We start from the raw sequence: 17,773 nt of genomic DNA, 5'->3' as shown, positions 1-17,773 counted from the left end.
TAGGGAGTGTATATAGAATGAGTGAAGAAAAGAAACGGTTTATACAGGAATTTGTTCCGGGTAAACAGCTTACCCTCAGTCACTTGATTGCAAATCCCGATCCCGATATGTTTCAGAAATTAGGAATACAAGAAGCGGGTGCCTTAGGCATCCTTACTTGTACACCAAGTGAAACAGTTATCATTGCGGGAGATTTAGCGACAAAAGCAGCAAACGTCCATATCGGTTTCTTGGATCGATTTACAGGAAGCTTAGTAATTGTCGGCAGCGTTTCCGAGGTGGAGATGGCCATGCAGGAGATCAATCGATTTTTATCCGAAATGCTTGGTTATACACCTTCTGCTATTACGAAATCATAAGGAGTGGTGCCGATGAAAAACAAGGCAATGCTAGTCGGTGCGGTTCGAGCAGGGAAGTCTACGTTGACAAATGCCTTGTTAGGTCGTAAGGTCGAAGCGGTCAAAACGCAAACGCTCAATTATTACGATTGGATTGTCGACACTCCTGGCGAGTACACGGAAAACCCGATGTTTTATAAAAATATTATGGCAACCGCGTTAGAGGTGACACATGTACTGTATCTCCAAGAGGCGACCAGTGAAAAGCTGATTTTTCCACCAGGTTTCAGTATGGGAATCTCTAAGCTGCCAATTGGTGTCATTACAAAGTGTGATCATCCAAAAGCAGATATTGATCGAGCACTCGGCATGTTGAAAATTGTCATGAATCAAGGGCCGATTGTTGTTACCTCCTCGGTGACAGGTAAGGGGATTGCCCATTTGAGAGAACTGACGAAATTGAACGACCTGGCTGCCATGCGGCAATATGTACAGCAAACAGATGACGAGCACTTATTATTCCTAGGTTGATACTCTTTACACGTATCAGAGAGTTTGATATAGTAGGGCTCATACAAGTGAATAAAAACGGCAATGACGCCTTTACGTCCCACGGGTTTTCCATGGGTCTGTAAAGGCGTTTTTTATATCAAAAGTAAAAAGCGTCGTATAATCTTGACAGGCACTGGAGAACTTATCGACAAAGGTGCGTTTTTTTGCACCCTTTCGAAAAGGTCGAAGTGACCCGAGGGACTGGCGCTTTGAACTGGATGGTAAATCAAAAGTGAGAAGCGCCGTATAGTCTCGACAGGCACTGGAGGACTTATCGACAAAGGTGCGTACTTTGCACCTTTACGAAAAGGCCGAAGTGACCCGAGAGACTGGCGCTTTGAACTGGATGGTAAATCAAAAGTGAGAAGCGCCGTATAGTCTCGACAGGCACTGGAGGACTTATCGACAAAGGTGCGTACTTTGCACCTTTACGAAAAGGCCGAAGTGACCCGAGAGACTGGCGCTTTGAACTAGGTGGTAAATCAGAAAGAGGTGTGGGAGTGAGCAATTTCAATAAGCACGAGACAATCATCAGTGCAGGCATTGACATTGGCACAAGCACGACAAAGCTGATTATCAGTCGATTTTCTTTGCGAAATGTCGCAGGGGCGACGCATGTGCCAAGAATTGAAATAACAGACAAAGAAATATTGTACAAAAGCCCAGTCTTCCGTACACCGTTGCAAGATGCGGTAACGATTAACGTTAGAGGTGTCCAGGAGATTATTCGCTCTGAATATGAAAAGGCTGGCATTCAGCCGGCTCAAATAGAGACAGGCGCTGTCATCATTACAGGCGAAACGGCTACCAAACGAAATGCCAGTGAGATGCTTCATCAGTTATCAGATGAAGCGGGAGATTTCCTTGTTGCAACAGCAGGACCTGACCTAGAAGGAATCATCGCGGCAAAAGGTTCAGGCAGCTACGAAGAGTCGGGCAAAGGTGGCCGTGTCATCGCCAACATTGACATTGGCGGCGGGACAGCCAATATTGCGGTATTTCAGGACAAACAGTTGCTTGGCACGTGCACGATGCACATTGGTGGGCGATTGATCGAATTCGAACAAGGCAAAGTGCGAACAATCTCTCCGCCTGTTGAACGATTGCTGGAAGAGCAAGGCTACACTTTGCAAGTTGGTGATCCACAAGATGCAGCAGCAGTTGAATTCGTCACAACGTATATGGCAGAGGCGATGGCGCGCATCTTGAAAAAAGAAGTGCATGCACAAGATCATGTATTATTGCTAGGTCATGAACCGAATTGGAAACAGCCTGTTGATACAATTGTTTTTTCGGGCGGGATTTCCGAGTGTATGTATCGTCATGCTTCAGATGAAGAGCAGGTTGCCCGGTACGATGATATTGGAATTCAGCTTGCAGAGGCGTTATTGCGCAATCAATCACTGCAAATTTTTGAATGGCAAGAACCAATTGAGACTGTGCGTGCGACGGTGTTGGGTGCAGGAACGCAGACGACTGAGATTAGCGGAGCGACAATCCAAGTTGCGCCACATGAATTGCCACTAAAAAATATACCGATCTATCAATATGACTTTGAAGCGGATTTAGAGGCGGGTTTATCTAACTTTGAAAATGCGGTTCAACAAGCGGTTGCTTTATATGACTCCGCGAAAGAAGGACAAAATTTTGCGCTGTATTTATCCAATTTGCCGTATCTCGGGTTTCGAGACGTGCAAACATTAGCAAAAGCAATTGTGCAGATCATGAATCAACGACCACGTCCTGAACAGCCCATCATTTTGGTAATCCAGTCGGACCATGCCAAAGTGCTTGGTCAGACATTAGCGGCGTTGAAAGTAAAACAAAGCATTATTTGCATTGACCAAATCAATGTGGAAACAGGCGATTATATTGACATCGGGAAAGCATTAACTTCAGGTGTCGTGCCTGTCGTGGTGAAGACATTAACCTTCCACACAACGTAAAGGAGGCCTCGAACGTGAATTTATCGACCACTTTAGGCGGGGAACGATATGTGTTCAACGACTTAAAAGAAGTGCTTGCAAAAGCAAATGAAGAGAAATCTGGCGACCGTTTGGCAGGAATTGCAGCGGAAACCGTCCAAGAGCGTATTGCGGCAAAAACAGTTGTCAGTGAGCTACTAGTGAGTGATATTCGTAACAATCCATTGATCCCGATTGAAAGCGACGAAGTCTCACTCATTATTGAAAATGATATTAACGAGAAGGTCTATGGTGAAATTCAAAATTGGAGTATCGCAGAACTTCGTGAGTACATTTTAAGCAATGAAGTCGGCGACCGCGAACTGAAACGTCTTAGCCGCGGTTTGACATCGGAAGTCATCGCAGCTGTCACCAAGCTAATGTCCAATTTGGACTTGGTACACGCGGCAAATAAAATTGAAATCTTGTCGACCTGTAATATTACGATTGGTCAAAAAGGAACGCTTTCGTCTCGATTACAGCCGAATCACCCAACAGATAATATCGATGGAATCATCACTTCACTAAAAGAAGGATTATCTTATGGGATTGGCGATGCGGTTATCGGAATTAATCCGGTAGATGATTCTGTTGAGAGTGTAAAACGTGTCTTGCATGCTACGAAGGATTTCATCAATGAGTGGGAAATTCCCACCCAAAACTGTGTGTTAGCGCACGTTACTACGCAAATGAAAGCAATTGAGCAAGGTGCACCTGCCGATATGATTTTCCAAAGTATTGCGGGAACTGAAAAAGCACATCGTTCATTTGGTATTTCGGCAGAGTTAATCGCTGAAGCAAAAGACTTGGCGATGAAACAAGGAACAGGTACGGGCCCGCAATTGATGTATTTCGAAACTGGGCAAGGGTCTGAGCTATCAGCAGAAGCGCATTATGGTGTGGACCAAGTGACGATGGAAGCTCGTAACTACGGCTTCGCGAGACACTACGATCCATATATTGTCAACACGGTGGTTGGATTTATTGGACCGGAGTACTTGTATAACAACAAGCAAGTAATCCGTGCAGGTCTGGAAGATCATTTCATGGGCAAGCTTCACGGTCTGCCGATGGGTGTAGACATTTGTTATACGAATCATATCAAAGCAGATCAAAACGATATTGAAGATTTAAGCATCTTGCTGACTGCAGCAGGCGTGAATTTCATTATTGCAGCACCGATGGGCGATGACGTTATGTTGAATTACCAGTCCATGAGCTATCACGATGTCGCTACAGTCCTTCAGACATTAGGTAAAACTCCAGCACCTGAGTACTTGCAATGGCTTGAGAAGATGGGGATTTACGAAAATGGAAAACTGAGCAAGCGTGCAGGCGATCTTACTATGTTCAATCGATAGGAGGTGGATGGATTTGAACGAAGAATTAATTCAGCAAATCACAAAGATGGTTGTTGAAAAACTTGAGGCAGCTAGTGGCGGACAAACGTCACAGCAATCTAGCAACGAACAAAAAGTACAGCTCTTTTCACAGGAACCGATTGGCCATTTGGCAGCTGAAAGGCCGCAACAATCACCAAGCGGTGCAGTAACGTTCCATAGTACGACGAATGAAGCGAAGCCGCAACGAAATATTGCGACTGTCAAACCGAAACCTACTACGGCATACGGCAAACCAAAAGCCGAAACGACTACTCCAACAGAAGATCAATTGGCGGAGTATCGTAAAAAGACTCCTGCTCGCATTGCAGTAGGTCGTGCGGGTTCTCGTCCCAAAACGAAAACGTGGCTGCAGTTCCGACTGGATCATGCGGCGGCAGTAGATGCGGTGTACGGAGAAGTGCCGGATGAGCTACTCGATCGTTTGGGATTATTCCAAGTGCATTCAAAAGTAGCGGACAAGGAAGAATATATCCGACGTCCTGATCTCGGCAGAAAGCTTTCCGATGAAGGAAAGGCATTGATTCAAGAGCGTTGTAAAATATCACCGGTTGTTCAAATTGTAGCTTCTAACGGTCTGAGTGCAAAAGCGATTGAGGAAAATCTTGAAGATGTCTATTTGTCGCTTGAGCAATCACTCAACAACTTGAATATCGATATGGGTACAACATTTTATGTGGATAAAGGGCGAGTCGCTGTGATGGATGATATCGGTGAAGTGTTGAAACCGGATGTCGTTGTCATGTTAATTGGAGAACGTCCTGGGCTTGTTTCTGCTGAATCACTGAGTGCTTATTTATGTTATCAGCCAAGACATGGCACGATTGAGGCAGATCGAATGGTTATCTCGAATATCCACAAAGGCGGGATACCTCCTGTCGAAGCCGGTGCATATCTAGGAACGGTTATTCAAAAGATCTTGAAATATGAAGCAAGCGGAGTGGCGCTTGTTCAAAAAGAAGGCTAAGGAGGCGGATCGGATGAAGATTCTTGCGGATATATTGTCGATGCAGGTCATTCCGAACGTCAGCGATGATCTGGCGGAAAAGTTCAAGCTGAAGCCGTATCAACGCAGTTTGGGTTTAGTGACAACCACTATAGATGATGTGGGCTATACAGCGATTGATGCGGCGACGAAGCACACGGATGTAGAAGTCGTATATGCAAAAAGTTTTTATGCAGGGGCTGCTCATTCATCCGGACCGCTATCTGGTGAGTTTATCGGAATTATTGCCGGACCCTCGCCAGAAGAAGTAAAAAGTGGTCTGGATTCGATTCGGGTTACCATTGAACATGAAGCATATTTTGAAGCGATCAATGGGAATCCTGACCATGCATTTTATGCACATACCATTTCCAGTTGCGGAAGTTATTTAGCTGAAATGGCGGGTATTCCAATCGGACAATCATTGGCCTACTTGATTGCACCGCCAATCGAAGCCATTATCGGCTTGGATGCTGCATTAAAAGCGGCAGATGTAACGCTGTGTGAACTATACGCTCCTCCCTCCGAAACGAACTTCGGCGGGGGCTTATTGACAGGTAGTCAATCTGCCTGCCAGGCAGCTACCGACGCGTTTAGAGAAGCTGTACGGAACATGGTAAATGATCCGATGAGTTATTGAATTCACGGAATTAACTAGGAAGGAGTGTTTTGGCTTGGTTCAGTTAGTAGATAAAGATTTATTGGCCCTGCAGCAAATGCGATCGGCCGTTCAAACTGCAAAAGAAGCACAAGAAAAATTCATGAGCTACACCCAAGAGCAAGTCGATAAAATCGTCAAAGCGGTTGCAGATGCAGCCTTTGAACAATCTGGTCGTCTCGCTCAAATGGCAGTAGAAGAAACTGGCATGGGGGTAGCAGCTCATAAGAAAATCAAGAACGAAGTCGGTTCTCGTGACGTTTATGAGAGCATTAAAGATTTAAAAACGGTCGGCATCGTCAAAGAAGACCATTTAAATAAAGTCGTGGAAATTGCAGCTCCGTTTGGTGTGGTTGCAGCGATTATCCCGACAACAAATCCAACGTCCACTGCGTTTTTCAAAACGTTGATTTCTTTGAAAACACGTAACGCGATTGTTGTAAGTCCTCACCCATACGCAGTAAAATGTACACAGGAGGCACTTAAAGTTTGTGATGCAGCAGCAGTTGCCGCAGGTGCTCCGGAAGGTTTAATCCAATGCTTGACGCTCGCCTCTATGGAAGCGACACAGCAATTGATGTCACATAAAGATGTCAATCTGATTGTGGCAACGGGCGGCAGTGCGCTAGTAAAAGCAGCATATAGCTCTGGAAAACCAGCATACGGTGTAGGTCCAGGGAACGTTCCAGTCTATATTGAGCGTTCTGCAAAAATCGAAAAAGCTGTCAAAGATATTGTCGACAGTAAATCATTCGATTACGGCACGATCTGTGCGACAGAGCAAGCGATTGTCGTAGATAAGCATGTTGTCGATCTTGTTACTCGTGAGTTGAAGAAAAACGGTGCATATATCTTAACGGATGAAGAGAAGAAGGTCATGGAAGGCGTTATCTCACCGGCACCGGGCAAAATTAATCCGAAAGTAGTCGGTAAGAGCCCGCAGTTCATTGCGAGCCTTGCAGGTATCTCCTTACCAGAAGGCACTCGCCTGATCATTGGTATGGAAACAAAAGTCGGTAAGGACGTTCCGTTTTCATTGGAAAAACTTTCACCGATCTTTGCGATGTATATCGTGGATGGCGTGAAGCATGCGAAGGAAGTATGTCTCGATTTGCTTAACCTCGGCGGACGTGGACATAGCTTGTCGCTCCATACGGAAATCGACGCGGTAGCGCGTGAATTTGCGATGGAAATGCCAGTATCACGTATTATGGTAAACACGATGTCTTCTGTCGGAGCAGTTGGTGGAACGACGGGTCTGATGCCATCATTTACATTAGGTTGTGGATCATTCGGTGGGAATATTACATCGGATAACGTAACGGCGAAGCATTTATTGAATATTAAACGGATGGCGTACGGCACAAAAGAAGTCCAATTGCCGAAGCATTCCGAAACAACAGTAGCAAGCACGAAGGATGAGCTTGTCTCAGAAGTCATCAATAATGTTTCATCTTCAACAAACAGTAATATTGATCCAGCGTTAGTGCAAAACTTAGTCAGTGAAATTGTTAAACAACTTACAAAATAAAACCCTATTAGGAGGAAACAATTATGAACAGAGAAGGTACAGCATTAGGAATGGTAGAAACTAAAGGTTTAATCGGTGCAATTGAAGCAGCAGACGCAATGGTGAAAGCAGCAAGCGTTAACTTAGTCGGCAAAGTACATGTCGGCGGCGGAATTGTAACTGTATTGGTACGCGGTGATGTAGGAGCAGTTAAAGCAGCAACAGACGCAGGTGCAGCATCTGCACAACGTGTGGGCGAATTGCTTTCTGTTCACGTAATCCCAAGACCACATAACGAACTTGAAATGATCTTGCCAAAAAGCGAATAATTCATCTGAATTCAATAGAATTCAGATGAAGCCTCCGGCGGATGTCACGAATTTTGAAAGGAGTTAATTGTGCAAGCACAATTCAAAATTCAGACGCAATTACGCCGAGGCGTAATTGATTTTGTTCGGAAACAACAGAAAGGCGTGAACTAAATGAATCAGCAATTGATTGAACAGATTGTCGGAGAGGTTCTCGGACAGCTGGGGAAAAACCCTACTCAATTGCCGGAACGAGCGGTTCCAATTGCGGTTTCCGCCCGTCACGTACATTTACAGCCTGAACATGTGGAAGTATTGTTTGGCGCAGGGTATGAATTGACACAACGGTCCGAGCTTTCACAGCCGGGCCAATTCGCCGCAAATGAAACGGTGATGATTGCGGGACCTAAAAGCAGTATCGAACGTGTGCGGATTTTAGGACCTGTCCGAAAAGCGACCCAAGTTGAGGTCAGCTTTACGGATGCCATGAAGCTCGGCGTCAAGCCCCCACTTCGGGAATCCGGCAACATCGAAGGATCGGCACCGATTACATTGATCGGTCCAAAAGGCAGTGTGCATATTGAGCAAGGCCTCATTATTGCGCAATCGCATATCCATATGGGGACCGAAGATGCGCAGCGTTTTGGCGTTCAAGATGGTGAGTACGTCACAGTGGAAGCGGATGGAATCCGTCCGATTTCATTCCGTAATGTACGGATCCGAGTGAATGAACGCTATCGTTTGGAGATGCATATCGATACGGACGAAGCGAATGCCGGGTTTATTACACAAGGGACGATTGGTCGTCTGGTAAAACCAAACGAGGCGACTGAACCTGTTGCTTGTTCATTACCTGTATCGACGACAGTGAATGCCCCTAGTCCGGCAAAGACAGTTGCTCCAAAATCATATGAATTTACAAAGAAGCTCTTATCCACTGAGGATCTAGCTGCAATTTCAGAAGATGAGATTATAGTTCCAAAAGGTACGATTGTCACAGCGCTTGCAAAAGATACTGCTCGGGAACTCGGAAAAACGATAACCGTCAGAAAGTAGAAAAAGGTGATTATGCATGCGAATGGGGAAAGTGATCGGTAATGTGTGGGCAACTCGCAAAGAAGATGGACTGGCAGGGCTTAAGCTATTGATTGTCCAACCAATAGATGCATATGGCAGTAATATACAGACCCATTTGGTAGCCGCCGATCGGATTGGGGCAGGAATTGGCGATGAGGTACTCATTACAAGTGGAGGCGCCTCACGTTTCATTTTGCCGAAAGAGAACCCGATTCCGATTGATGCGGTTATTATCGGAATTATTGATTCGACAGAAGTAAAGAGAGGTGAGATACATGAGTCAAGCGATCGGAATGATTGAAACAAAAGGTTTAATTGGATCGATTGAAGCAGCAGATGCGATGGTGAAGGCGTCGAATGTGGAAGTAGTATCACAGGAAATGGTCGACGGCGGAATTGTGACGGTCATCGTTCAAGGTGACGTCGGGGCAGTTCAAGCAGCTGTCGATGCAGGACGAGACGCAGCATCACGTGTTGGCGAATTGCTTGGTGCGCATGTAATCCCGCGACCAGACGATTCAGTATATGGCATGGTGAAACCACCTGCGCCGGCTGTTCCAGAAGTGAAGAAAGTAGCGGAACCGAAGGCGAAAACACCGAAGAAAGACTAAGTTGTATTGGCTTATGAGCGCGAACGCGTCTTTATGGGCAGTGATCGTGTACTTATGAGCGAGTTTTTGCTTTTATGAGCGGATAAACATTTTTATGAGCGCTTGCGTTGTCTTTATGAGCGCAAGCGTTTGCTCTACACAATGCATTCTATTTAGAAAGGAGTTATTTCCATGGCTTTCAAAAGACATAAAATTGCAGTTATCGGAGCAGGTCACACAGGTTCGACTGTAGCATTGATGGCTGCCCAGAAAGAATTGGGCGACGTCGTCTTAGTCGATATCCCGGATCTCTCCAATCCGACCAAAGGGAAGGCATTGGATCTCCTCCAAACTAGCCCTGTCCAGCAATTCAACTCTCGAATTACAGGGACATCTAATTATGAGGACATTCAAGACGCTGCCATGGTCATCATTACAGCAGGAGTGGCGAGGAAACCAGGCATGAGCCGGGATGATTTAGTCGCGACCAATGCAAAAATCATGCGTTCTGTTTCCGAACAAGTGAAACGCTACGCACCAGAAAGTACTGTGTTAGTTTTGAGTAACCCGGTCGATGCGATGACTTACGTTTGTTACAAGACGACTGGTTTCCCTAAAAACCGTGTTATCGGTCAATCAGGCGTGCTCGATACTGCGCGTTTCAATGCATTCGTCTCAGAAGAATTAGATATTTCTGTTGAGGATATTTCTGGTTTCGTCTTAGGCGGGCATGGAGACGATATGGTTCCTCTTGTTCGGTATTCCTACGCAGGCGGTATTCCATTGGATAAAATTATTCCTTCTGATCGTCTGGAAGCAATTGTCGAGCGTACGCGAAAAGGCGGCGGGGAAATTGTGGGATTGCTAGGGAACGGCAGTGCATATTATGCACCTGCAGCGGCTTTAGTTGAGATGGCGGAAGCAATCATCAAAGATAAGAAACGAATTTTACCGTCCATCGCGTACTTGGAAGGCGAATACGGCTACCAAAACATCTATTTGGGTGTTCCAACGGTCCTTGGCGGGAATGGAATAGAAAGTGTTATTGAACTTCCACTGACAGTGGACGAGCAAAAAGCACTGGATCATTCGGCAGACTCTGTGAAGTCAGTCATTGAAATTTGCGAACGTCAAATGTAATAACGAGTCAACAAAAAATATCTCTCTAAGTCGAAACTTAGAGAGATATTTTTACGCTTTAATTTAGATAAGAATGAAGAACTAATGAACGAGTTATCAGGAGGTCCTACCAGTTGTCGAAATTTAAAAGTATTGCTTGGAAATTGTCTGGAATTATTATTGGGGTATTTGTGCTTTTATTCTTAATTTACACACTGAGCACAAGCACAATTTTACATAAACAAAGTACGTCGGATGCCGAAGAATATGCAGTGGAAAATACACAGTTAAATGCAAAAAAACTGAGTGAACGATTTAATAAGACAAATGAAATGTTGCACACGACAAAGCATATTTTAGAGACATTGCAGTCACAAGGAAATTTAACGACAGATGAAATCCTTGCTATCATTCAAAATAACTTAAAAAAGAATGCGGATGCAATGGGGATGTCAGCAATATTCGAAAAAGGCTTTATAACGTTAGATGAACAGTTGAATCAAAGTTTAGTCGATTCTCAAAAACGCTTCATACCATATCTATACAAAGAAGGCAGCAGTATTAGCGTAGAGGCGCTTAGCGAGTATGAGACGCCTGGTGTAGGAGATTGGTATTTGATTCCGAAATCAGAAAACCGTGCCATCATGACTGAACCATATGAGTACAAAGTTGGAGGTCAGAACATCCTCATCACGACTTTGTCTGTGCCGCTAGTCAGTGAAAACGGTCAGTTTTTCGGCGTGTTGACAACAGACTTATCTATTGAGTTTTTAAATGAACTCGTAAATGAAATAAAGCCTGAAGGCGGGTATGCTTCCATTATATCCGAGAAAGGGAATTTAACAGCCAGTAGTTTAAAGGATGAACTAGTTGGAACGAACATGAAACAGCTTATCGACTGGGAACCTGTTAAGCAAAAGCTCGACAATTATGAAACTAGTAAATTATATATAGAATCAAGTTTATTGAATGAACAAGCCTTTAATACTTTCGCACCAATCGTACTCGATCAAATCGATGAGAAATGGTCTGTGGAAACAGTTGTGCCAAAGTCAAAAATTCTAGAAACATACAATAAAATTTTATGGATTACCATCGGAGCAGCAATTTTGATGATCATTTTAATGACTACTGTCACAGCAGGATTCATTTTCAAACAGCTAAAACCTTTATCTTCTCTGCAACAGTCCATTGAAGCAGCTGCAAAAGGGGATATGACGCAGAATGTGGGAGAGCAGTTGATCCGCAATGATGAAATCGGCGCAGTATCCATGGCATACAATAATATGCTCGATCAAACCAATCACGCCATTCATGCTGTCCGTGAAGCAGCCACCCGTCTAAATGAATCATCCACACATGTTCATCAGGCATTTGAGGAAATTGTGGCGGCTAGTGAAGAAGTTTCATTGGCAACAAATGAAATTGCACATGGTGCTTCCAAGCAATCTGAAGATACCGAGGAAACGAGCAACCGAATGTCCGAATTGGCTGATCAAATTAGAGCACTGTCTGAGTTGTCCGGTAACATGAATCAGTTATCCGAACAGACTGTTTCCTCAACGGAAATTGGGATGAACGAAGTGATTAAGTTGCGCGAACATAATGCATCCGCAAATGAAATGACAGAAAAAGTTCAACTTCAAATGGAGACGCTGTCGAATAAAATTGGTGCCATCAATCAAGTAATCATTTCGATTCATGATATTACTGCACAAACGAATCTACTCGCGCTAAACGCCAGTATAGAAGCGGCGAGAGCGGGTGAGCATGGTAAAGGATTTGCAGTTGTGGCAGAGGAAGTACGGAATCTCGCTGAACAGTCACAAAAAGAAACAAGTGTTATCCAAGGGATCGTTCAGGAAATTGTAGACGAATCTAAGCATACGACAGAAGTGATCGCAACAAATATGCAAGTGATGGTAGAACAAAACCAATCCGTCACGAGTACAGAAGCATCCTTCTCGCAAAATGTCGAATTGACGAACCAAATGCGTCAAGCGATTATGGAATTGAGTGCGGAGTTGGAAGAAATGCTTGTACACAAAGATCAAGCAATGCTGGCCATACAAAGCGTCTCTGCAGTATCAGAAGAAACCGCAGCGTCCGCTGAACAAGTCAGCGCCTCGTCCGCCGCTCAGCAAACCGAAGTAGAGCGTGTAGCAGACTCGACTAATCGAATGAAAGAAATTGCTGAAGAGTTGCAGACAGTGGTAGACCGCTTTCGATTAGAATAGGAAGTAAATAAATTTAAAAAACTGTTCACTATCCATGAATTTAGGTAGTGAACAGTTTTTTATTCTTCTGTAGGAAAGGAAAGTAAGTAAACTCCCATTTAGCAGAAGCCTAAAAAATATGCTAGTGGTAATTTAATTAGGTAATTTTCTTGTGGACTTTTAGGTAATTCTTGAGTATAATAGACTGAATAGGAAGAATTAAAATGTGCAAGTGATTATGCAAGCAGAAAAACAAGGAATTCCATGTATCTTTATTTTTTAATGTAAGCGCTGTCATTTCGGGTATGTTTAGGAAGACTGAGTATTTTAACGAGTGTGGAGCTACATTAAATAAAGATAAAAGTGGTTTTCAAATTCACTGTTCTTGCATATACTATGCAAAATACAAAAAAGCAGGAGGTCATCCTATGAAAAACAACAACAACTCTCACCAAGCATCTTCACTACCCGAGCAAAATGAGCAATTTTATTTAATCACAGGCTATTCGGAAGGTGGCTTCATCCATGGCATTACATGGGAAGAAGCTTACATTGAAGGACTAGCGGAGTGTGGCTATTTATGCGATCAGCAGATGATGTAAGTGGCAGTATAGAAAGCTCCATACAGGGTGCCTAGCAAGAAACAAAGGTGTTTGTCCAAACATTCACGTTTGTTTTGCGCATAGGCATCCTTTTTATTGTCTCTTCATATACCAAGTCTCCTCATTCCTCAGTTTTAAACTCCCTTTTTCACTACTCCAAATCCTTAAAATGCCCCGTGGAACAGGCAACCTAAATTTCCTGACATCACCGAAAATCCTTCTGTTCTCAAGTAGTAAAAAAATTATAGTCTCTTTACTATAATGTGAATTTTCACACTATGAAAAACTTTAAATTTGCTATACAATGAATAATAAAATTCCGACATAGTTGATGAGGAGGAATATAGATGATTGCATCCATAAGAAAAGCTTGCCAAGTAATTAGCTGTTTTTCAAATGACGATCCAGCTCTTGGCGTTGGAGAAATTGCTGAGCTACTAGATATGCCTGTCAGTACAACGCATCATATTGTCAGTACTCTGTGCAAAGAAAATGTTTTAATGAAAGACCATCAGAAAAAGTATCGATTGGGCTGGAGGTTGCTTGAATGGAATAATCATGTAATGTTCCAGCAAGACGTTTACGACAAGGCAATGCCTTTTGTGAAAGACCTCATATCCCAGTATAAAGGTACTGCCCATATTGCGATGTTTGATAAAGGGACAGTTGTATTTGTGTTGCGTGTGTCCTCCCATGACGCTTCCTCTATCCAAACGTATTTAGGATCAAGAAAACCATCTTATGCAACGAGTTCGGGGAAAGTACTCTTGGCAAATAACCCCGCTTATTTAAAAGAAACAGTGGCTCAGGGCTTGGCACATGATGGCCCAAATACAATTACAGATATAAGCAATTTAAAGAAAGAGCTAGCAGATATACGCACAAAAGGATATTCAATTAGTGACAGTGAAAACTCTGACGGCATGTACGGCATTGCTGCGCCTATTTTTTCTTACTCTGGCGGAGTAATAGCAGCCGTGAATTTAGTAGGGTTATCCTCTTATATGCAAGGAACTCAGCGCACACAGATGATCCAAAGCGTTATGAACACAGCGCAATTGATTTCAAAGGAATTAGGATATATTGAAATTTGATAATTCTATTGCTAAGTCTATTGTAAAAGTTATTTGTATTTCCAAATGGAGAGAATACAGTAATGTCATGCGCTCTTAAAAGACATTAAATATTCTGTCTATTCCACATTATGAAAAAACACAAGGTAAACCACTCCGGTATTCTGTTAAATTTAATTTATAAATTTAGGATAAGGAGTGAGGAAAGTGGAAAGTACGATACAAGCAGAGCAGGTAATGAGGGTAAGAGATACTAAAATAGTAAATTCTGAGAAGCAAGTAGAGGGAAAAAGCAAATGTGGAAATGAATGTGAAAGTTGTAAAATTTGCTTCTACCAAAGAGAGGGGAAGAACGAAGTATAGATATAATAATTATTGATATGTAATAGAAATTTAAAAGTTCTCGCTGCATCATTGTTCGGTATAATAAAATATGTTAATACGTTAGAGTTATTCAGCGAAAAAATAACTCGGTATTTAAGGTAACTATTTCGCACCGTAGGTAACCAAAAGACGATTGGAAAAAATAGACTCCAACAACCACCCTTCTTAAGGCAGCGGTTGTTAAGAGTCGTATATATGGTTATAAAGAAGTAGAGAAATTCACGATTATCAGTAACGACCATTTTCTGTTAGAACCAATCTGTACTGCTCCATCGTTCAATTTTTGGTGTGCACTATTTACACAGAACTTGCTTCAACGATTGCTCAATTCTTTTGTATTTGGAAACGACTCTTTGCAAAAGAATAGAAGACTGGCAGAACTGAGAGAAAAATTACTGACAGAATAATGGTTGAGAAATTATTTTTAACAAACGGGATATTTCCAAACAGGTAACCAACTGTTGTAAATAGTCCCACCCATAGTACAGCACCAATTACATTGTAAGCGAAGAAATATCGATAGTTCATTCGACTTGAGCCTGCAATAAACGGTATAAACGTACGGACAAATGGCATGAAACGAGCAATGACGATCGTTTTACCACCATGCTTATTAAAGAAATCCTCAGCTTTTCTCATCTTTTTCTGGTCAATAAATTTACCCATCCGTCTATTTTGAGTGATTGCTGTTCCTACTGCTTTACCGATATGATAATTTATTGTATCCCCTAATACTGCGGCTACAAAGAATACTAAGATTAATAGGACAATATTAAATGCATCCATCGCAGCGAGAGCACCAGCTGCAAACAAAAGTGAATCACCCGGCAAAAAAGGAAAAATAACAATACCTGTTTCAACAAACACAATTAAAAATAGAATAACATAGGACCAATTTCCAAAGTTTTGAATAATTTCAATCAAGTGTTCATCAATGTGTAAGATAAAGCTTATTATGTTTTGGATGAATGTCATTCCTATTCTCACTTTCGAGTAGATTATTTTTTTCTCTTAAACATACGAGTCAACCATAGATATTATACTTCTTTTTCGCATGCTTGTCATGAATAACTCAATTGTGATGCAGCCTCCAAATGATCACACTCCTTAAACGAAAGGTAAGGCAACAACTATTTCTACCACCTCTCCGACTATTCATGGTAAACTAGAATAAATAAAATACTAAATGAGTTTGCACGATGCGTTGGTACCTATCAAGGTGTAAAAGGGAATCCGAAAATCGGAGCTGTCCCCGCAACTGTACACACGGACGACCGCTGAGAAAAGCCACTATGGAGACATGGGAAGGCTTGGCGGAAGGATGAAGTGAAGCCAGGAGACCTGCCAGACATCGTCAAAGCAACACTTTCTTCGGGGGTTGAGAGGTGGGGGCAAAAGGGTCTCTGCGGTTCATGCGATTTGCATGAAGTTCTTTAGAGCTGCCTATTTTTGTTTCCTCAATCACAACTATTACAATCATCCTGCCGAAGAGCCAGGATGATTGTTTTTTTGTTGTATAGGAAAGGAGACGGCGAAATGAGAGTTCTCGAACAATCAGACGAACGTACACATGAACGTGCGTTGCTCGAAGTTTTGTATAGACAAGCGGAACAATTGCACAAAAAGCCAGCATACCAAGGATTTCATCAAGTAGTGCGGAAGCTGGTGAGTGACGGTTTATATGGAAGCTGGATCAATCACTATTCATCCAATGAAATCAAATGGCTAGGATTGCAAATTATGCCGGAGCGAGATCAATTGCTATCCGCTAAACAGCTTCTTCAGTATATGAAAGAATTTGTCACTTGCAATCATTATGATCGAAGACTGGGACTGCCGCAAGAACGGCTGATGCTTATTGCGATGGCAGCCATGCGGGATGAAACTGTGCAACGGTTGCAAAAAGTACGAGAAGCCTATTGGGTCTTGAGTATGGGGTATGTGACGTTACCGGATGATATCATGGCGTTTTTCGGCAAGACATTCTATCCAGGGCAACCTGTACGTCGTCTTCATTCAATGAACCTCTTGGATTCACGGATTCCATCATTTTTGGCCAGTCAAGTGAAGGAAAAGCACATCCGTATACCTACTACATTTATGGAACAGGTGAAGGCATGTGGATCTTGGCTCGTATTTGATATGGAGGAAGTACGTCGCGTGATGAATGGTTCTCTGCAGGACGTCGGCAGTGAGTCGTTCCGTCGGGCCGTTGCGAACCCATCCATCACGCACAAAAGGCTTTCCGCTATCGGACTGATGAAGCAGCTGTTAGCTAGTGACGGCATCGTTTTCCATTTTGACGATGACTTTCAGCGTGGAACAAAAGGATTGCATTCGCATATCCAGCTGTCGAAAGTGCTACGGAGAAACGTCTTGGCTCGTGTTTGTGGAATTCATGTCCGTTTGCTTAATGGCATTTTGGATGTATGGGAACGAGAAGACAATAGACGAGATCTGCAAATTGAAGCAGCCGGATGGGAAGAAGCGCTTGCAGATCAACGAATTAGCTTACATTCGGAACAGGCAGTGTCATTCATTGAAGAACTATCTGAAGAAATTAATCTACATGTGATAAAAACTTCATTGCAACTGGCGAAGGAAAAAGGTCCGTATCTTCAATTTGAAGGCTCAGATTGGCAGAGTGGAAGCTACTTTGAACAGCGTAGTTATACAACAGAAGAGTGGCAAAAAGTAAGGAATGAAATTGCAGGGAACGGAATCCGGAACGGCTGCTTACGGAAGGCGTCAGATACTGAAAATTTGTCTGGATATTCCTTAACAAAGCACCAACAATTGTCGATGATTAACCGGCTTGCGGTGCAACAGAACCACACGGATGTCGGCGGCTCAATCACATTGGAGAAGTCTGCTTTCATAGAAACGGCAGAACTTTTGCAGTTGCTCATGAAAGCGTGGAACTGCGGAATCAAAGAAGTTCATATAAAGTAATGGTCCCGCCTATTGAGATGAAGACTGAACTGGCGTAAAGTTAAG

17 protein-coding genes and 1 riboswitch are annotated in these 17,773 nt (G+C 43.1%); of the genes, 16 read left to right on the top strand and 1 reads right to left on the bottom strand.

Features of this window, described 5'->3' with window-relative positions; translation table 11 throughout:
• The first annotated feature begins 17 nt into the window (after positions 1-17).
• The 15 genes from MKX97_RS17445 (at position 18) to MKX97_RS17375 (ending at position 14,413) form a co-directional block, all read left to right on the top strand.
• On the top strand, positions 18-359 hold the full coding sequence (locus MKX97_RS17445) for a BMC domain-containing protein (RefSeq protein ID WP_009499212.1): 342 nt from the start codon (positions 18-20) through the stop codon (positions 357-359).
• A gap of 12 nt (positions 360-371) precedes the next feature.
• Complete coding sequence (locus MKX97_RS17440; RefSeq protein ID WP_342536589.1) at positions 372-869, top strand: EutP/PduV family microcompartment system protein; 498 nt, start codon at positions 372-374, stop codon at positions 867-869.
• 521 nt (positions 870-1,390) lie between these two features.
• On the top strand, positions 1,391-2,836 hold the full coding sequence (locus tag MKX97_RS17435) for an ethanolamine ammonia-lyase reactivating factor EutA (RefSeq protein ID WP_040759975.1): 1,446 nt from the start codon (positions 1,391-1,393) through the stop codon (positions 2,834-2,836).
• A 14-nt stretch (positions 2,837-2,850) separates the two neighbouring features.
• Positions 2,851-4,215, top strand: a complete 1,365-nt coding sequence (locus tag MKX97_RS17430) for an ethanolamine ammonia-lyase subunit EutB (RefSeq protein WP_009499209.1) — start codon at positions 2,851-2,853, stop codon at positions 4,213-4,215.
• Between the two features lie 13 nt (positions 4,216-4,228).
• Positions 4,229-5,221 carry an ethanolamine ammonia-lyase subunit EutC gene (eutC, locus tag MKX97_RS17425; protein ID WP_342536588.1) on the top strand — a complete coding sequence of 331 codons (993 nt, stop codon included), beginning with the start codon at positions 4,229-4,231 and terminating at the stop codon, positions 5,219-5,221.
• A 13-nt stretch (positions 5,222-5,234) separates the two neighbouring features.
• Positions 5,235-5,879, top strand: coding sequence for an ethanolamine utilization microcompartment protein EutL (gene eutL, locus MKX97_RS17420; protein ID WP_342536587.1), 645 nt, complete (start codon positions 5,235-5,237; stop codon positions 5,877-5,879).
• Between the two features lie 76 nt (positions 5,880-5,955).
• A complete protein-coding gene (locus MKX97_RS17415; RefSeq protein WP_171805961.1) occupies positions 5,956-7,428 on the top strand; it encodes an aldehyde dehydrogenase family protein in 1,473 nt (490 codons plus the stop codon).
• Positions 7,429-7,451: 23 nt separating this feature from the next.
• A complete protein-coding gene (locus tag MKX97_RS17410) occupies positions 7,452-7,736 on the top strand; it encodes a BMC domain-containing protein (protein WP_009499205.1) in 285 nt (94 codons plus the stop codon).
• Between the two features lie 153 nt (positions 7,737-7,889).
• The gene (locus MKX97_RS17405; RefSeq protein WP_342536586.1) at positions 7,890-8,771 is read left to right on the top strand and encodes a phosphate propanoyltransferase; all 882 of its coding nucleotides are present in this window, start codon (positions 7,890-7,892) and stop codon (positions 8,769-8,771) included.
• A 16-nt stretch (positions 8,772-8,787) separates the two neighbouring features.
• On the top strand, positions 8,788-9,093 hold the full coding sequence (locus tag MKX97_RS17400) for a EutN/CcmL family microcompartment protein (RefSeq protein ID WP_009499203.1): 306 nt from the start codon (positions 8,788-8,790) through the stop codon (positions 9,091-9,093).
• Complete coding sequence (locus tag MKX97_RS17395; RefSeq protein ID WP_009499202.1) at positions 9,068-9,403, top strand: BMC domain-containing protein; 336 nt, start codon at positions 9,068-9,070, stop codon at positions 9,401-9,403. The genes MKX97_RS17400 and MKX97_RS17395 overlap by 26 nt, the downstream gene beginning before the upstream one ends.
• Before the next feature lie 171 nt (positions 9,404-9,574).
• The gene (gene mdh / locus MKX97_RS17390) at positions 9,575-10,522 is read left to right on the top strand and encodes a malate dehydrogenase (protein WP_009499201.1); all 948 of its coding nucleotides are present in this window, start codon (positions 9,575-9,577) and stop codon (positions 10,520-10,522) included.
• Positions 10,523-10,635: 113 nt separating this feature from the next.
• Entirely contained in the window at positions 10,636-12,738 is a 2,103-nt protein-coding gene (locus MKX97_RS17385; RefSeq protein ID WP_078818695.1) for a methyl-accepting chemotaxis protein, read from the top strand.
• 407 nt (positions 12,739-13,145) lie between these two features.
• Entirely contained in the window at positions 13,146-13,319 is a 174-nt protein-coding gene (locus MKX97_RS17380; protein ID WP_171805952.1) for a hypothetical protein, read from the top strand.
• 347 nt (positions 13,320-13,666) lie between these two features.
• Positions 13,667-14,413, top strand: a complete 747-nt coding sequence (locus tag MKX97_RS17375; protein ID WP_078818694.1) for an IclR family transcriptional regulator — start codon at positions 13,667-13,669, stop codon at positions 14,411-14,413.
• Between the two features lie 687 nt (positions 14,414-15,100).
• Here the strand turns inward: MKX97_RS17375 and MKX97_RS17370 are convergent.
• Positions 15,101-15,751, bottom strand: coding sequence for a DedA family protein (locus MKX97_RS17370; protein ID WP_078818693.1), 651 nt, complete (start codon positions 15,749-15,751; stop codon positions 15,101-15,103).
• 213 nt (positions 15,752-15,964) lie between these two features.
• A riboswitch (cobalamin riboswitch) is annotated at positions 15,965-16,140 on the top strand.
• Between the two features lie 172 nt (positions 16,141-16,312).
• Here MKX97_RS17370 and MKX97_RS17365 point away from each other — a divergent pair.
• Positions 16,313-17,728 (top strand): hypothetical protein, encoded by a 1,416-nt coding sequence (locus MKX97_RS17365; protein ID WP_342536583.1) that lies wholly within the window; start codon positions 16,313-16,315, stop codon positions 17,726-17,728.
• The last annotated feature ends 45 nt before the right edge of the window (positions 17,729-17,773 follow it).

It is taken from the genome of Sporosarcina sp. FSL K6-3508 (genome assembly GCF_038615825.1).
Taxonomy (GTDB): domain Bacteria; phylum Bacillota; class Bacilli; order Bacillales_A; family Planococcaceae; genus Sporosarcina; species Sporosarcina newyorkensis.
The sequence above is the reverse complement of the archived record's forward strand: the minus strand, read 5'-3'. Positions and strand labels throughout refer to the sequence as shown.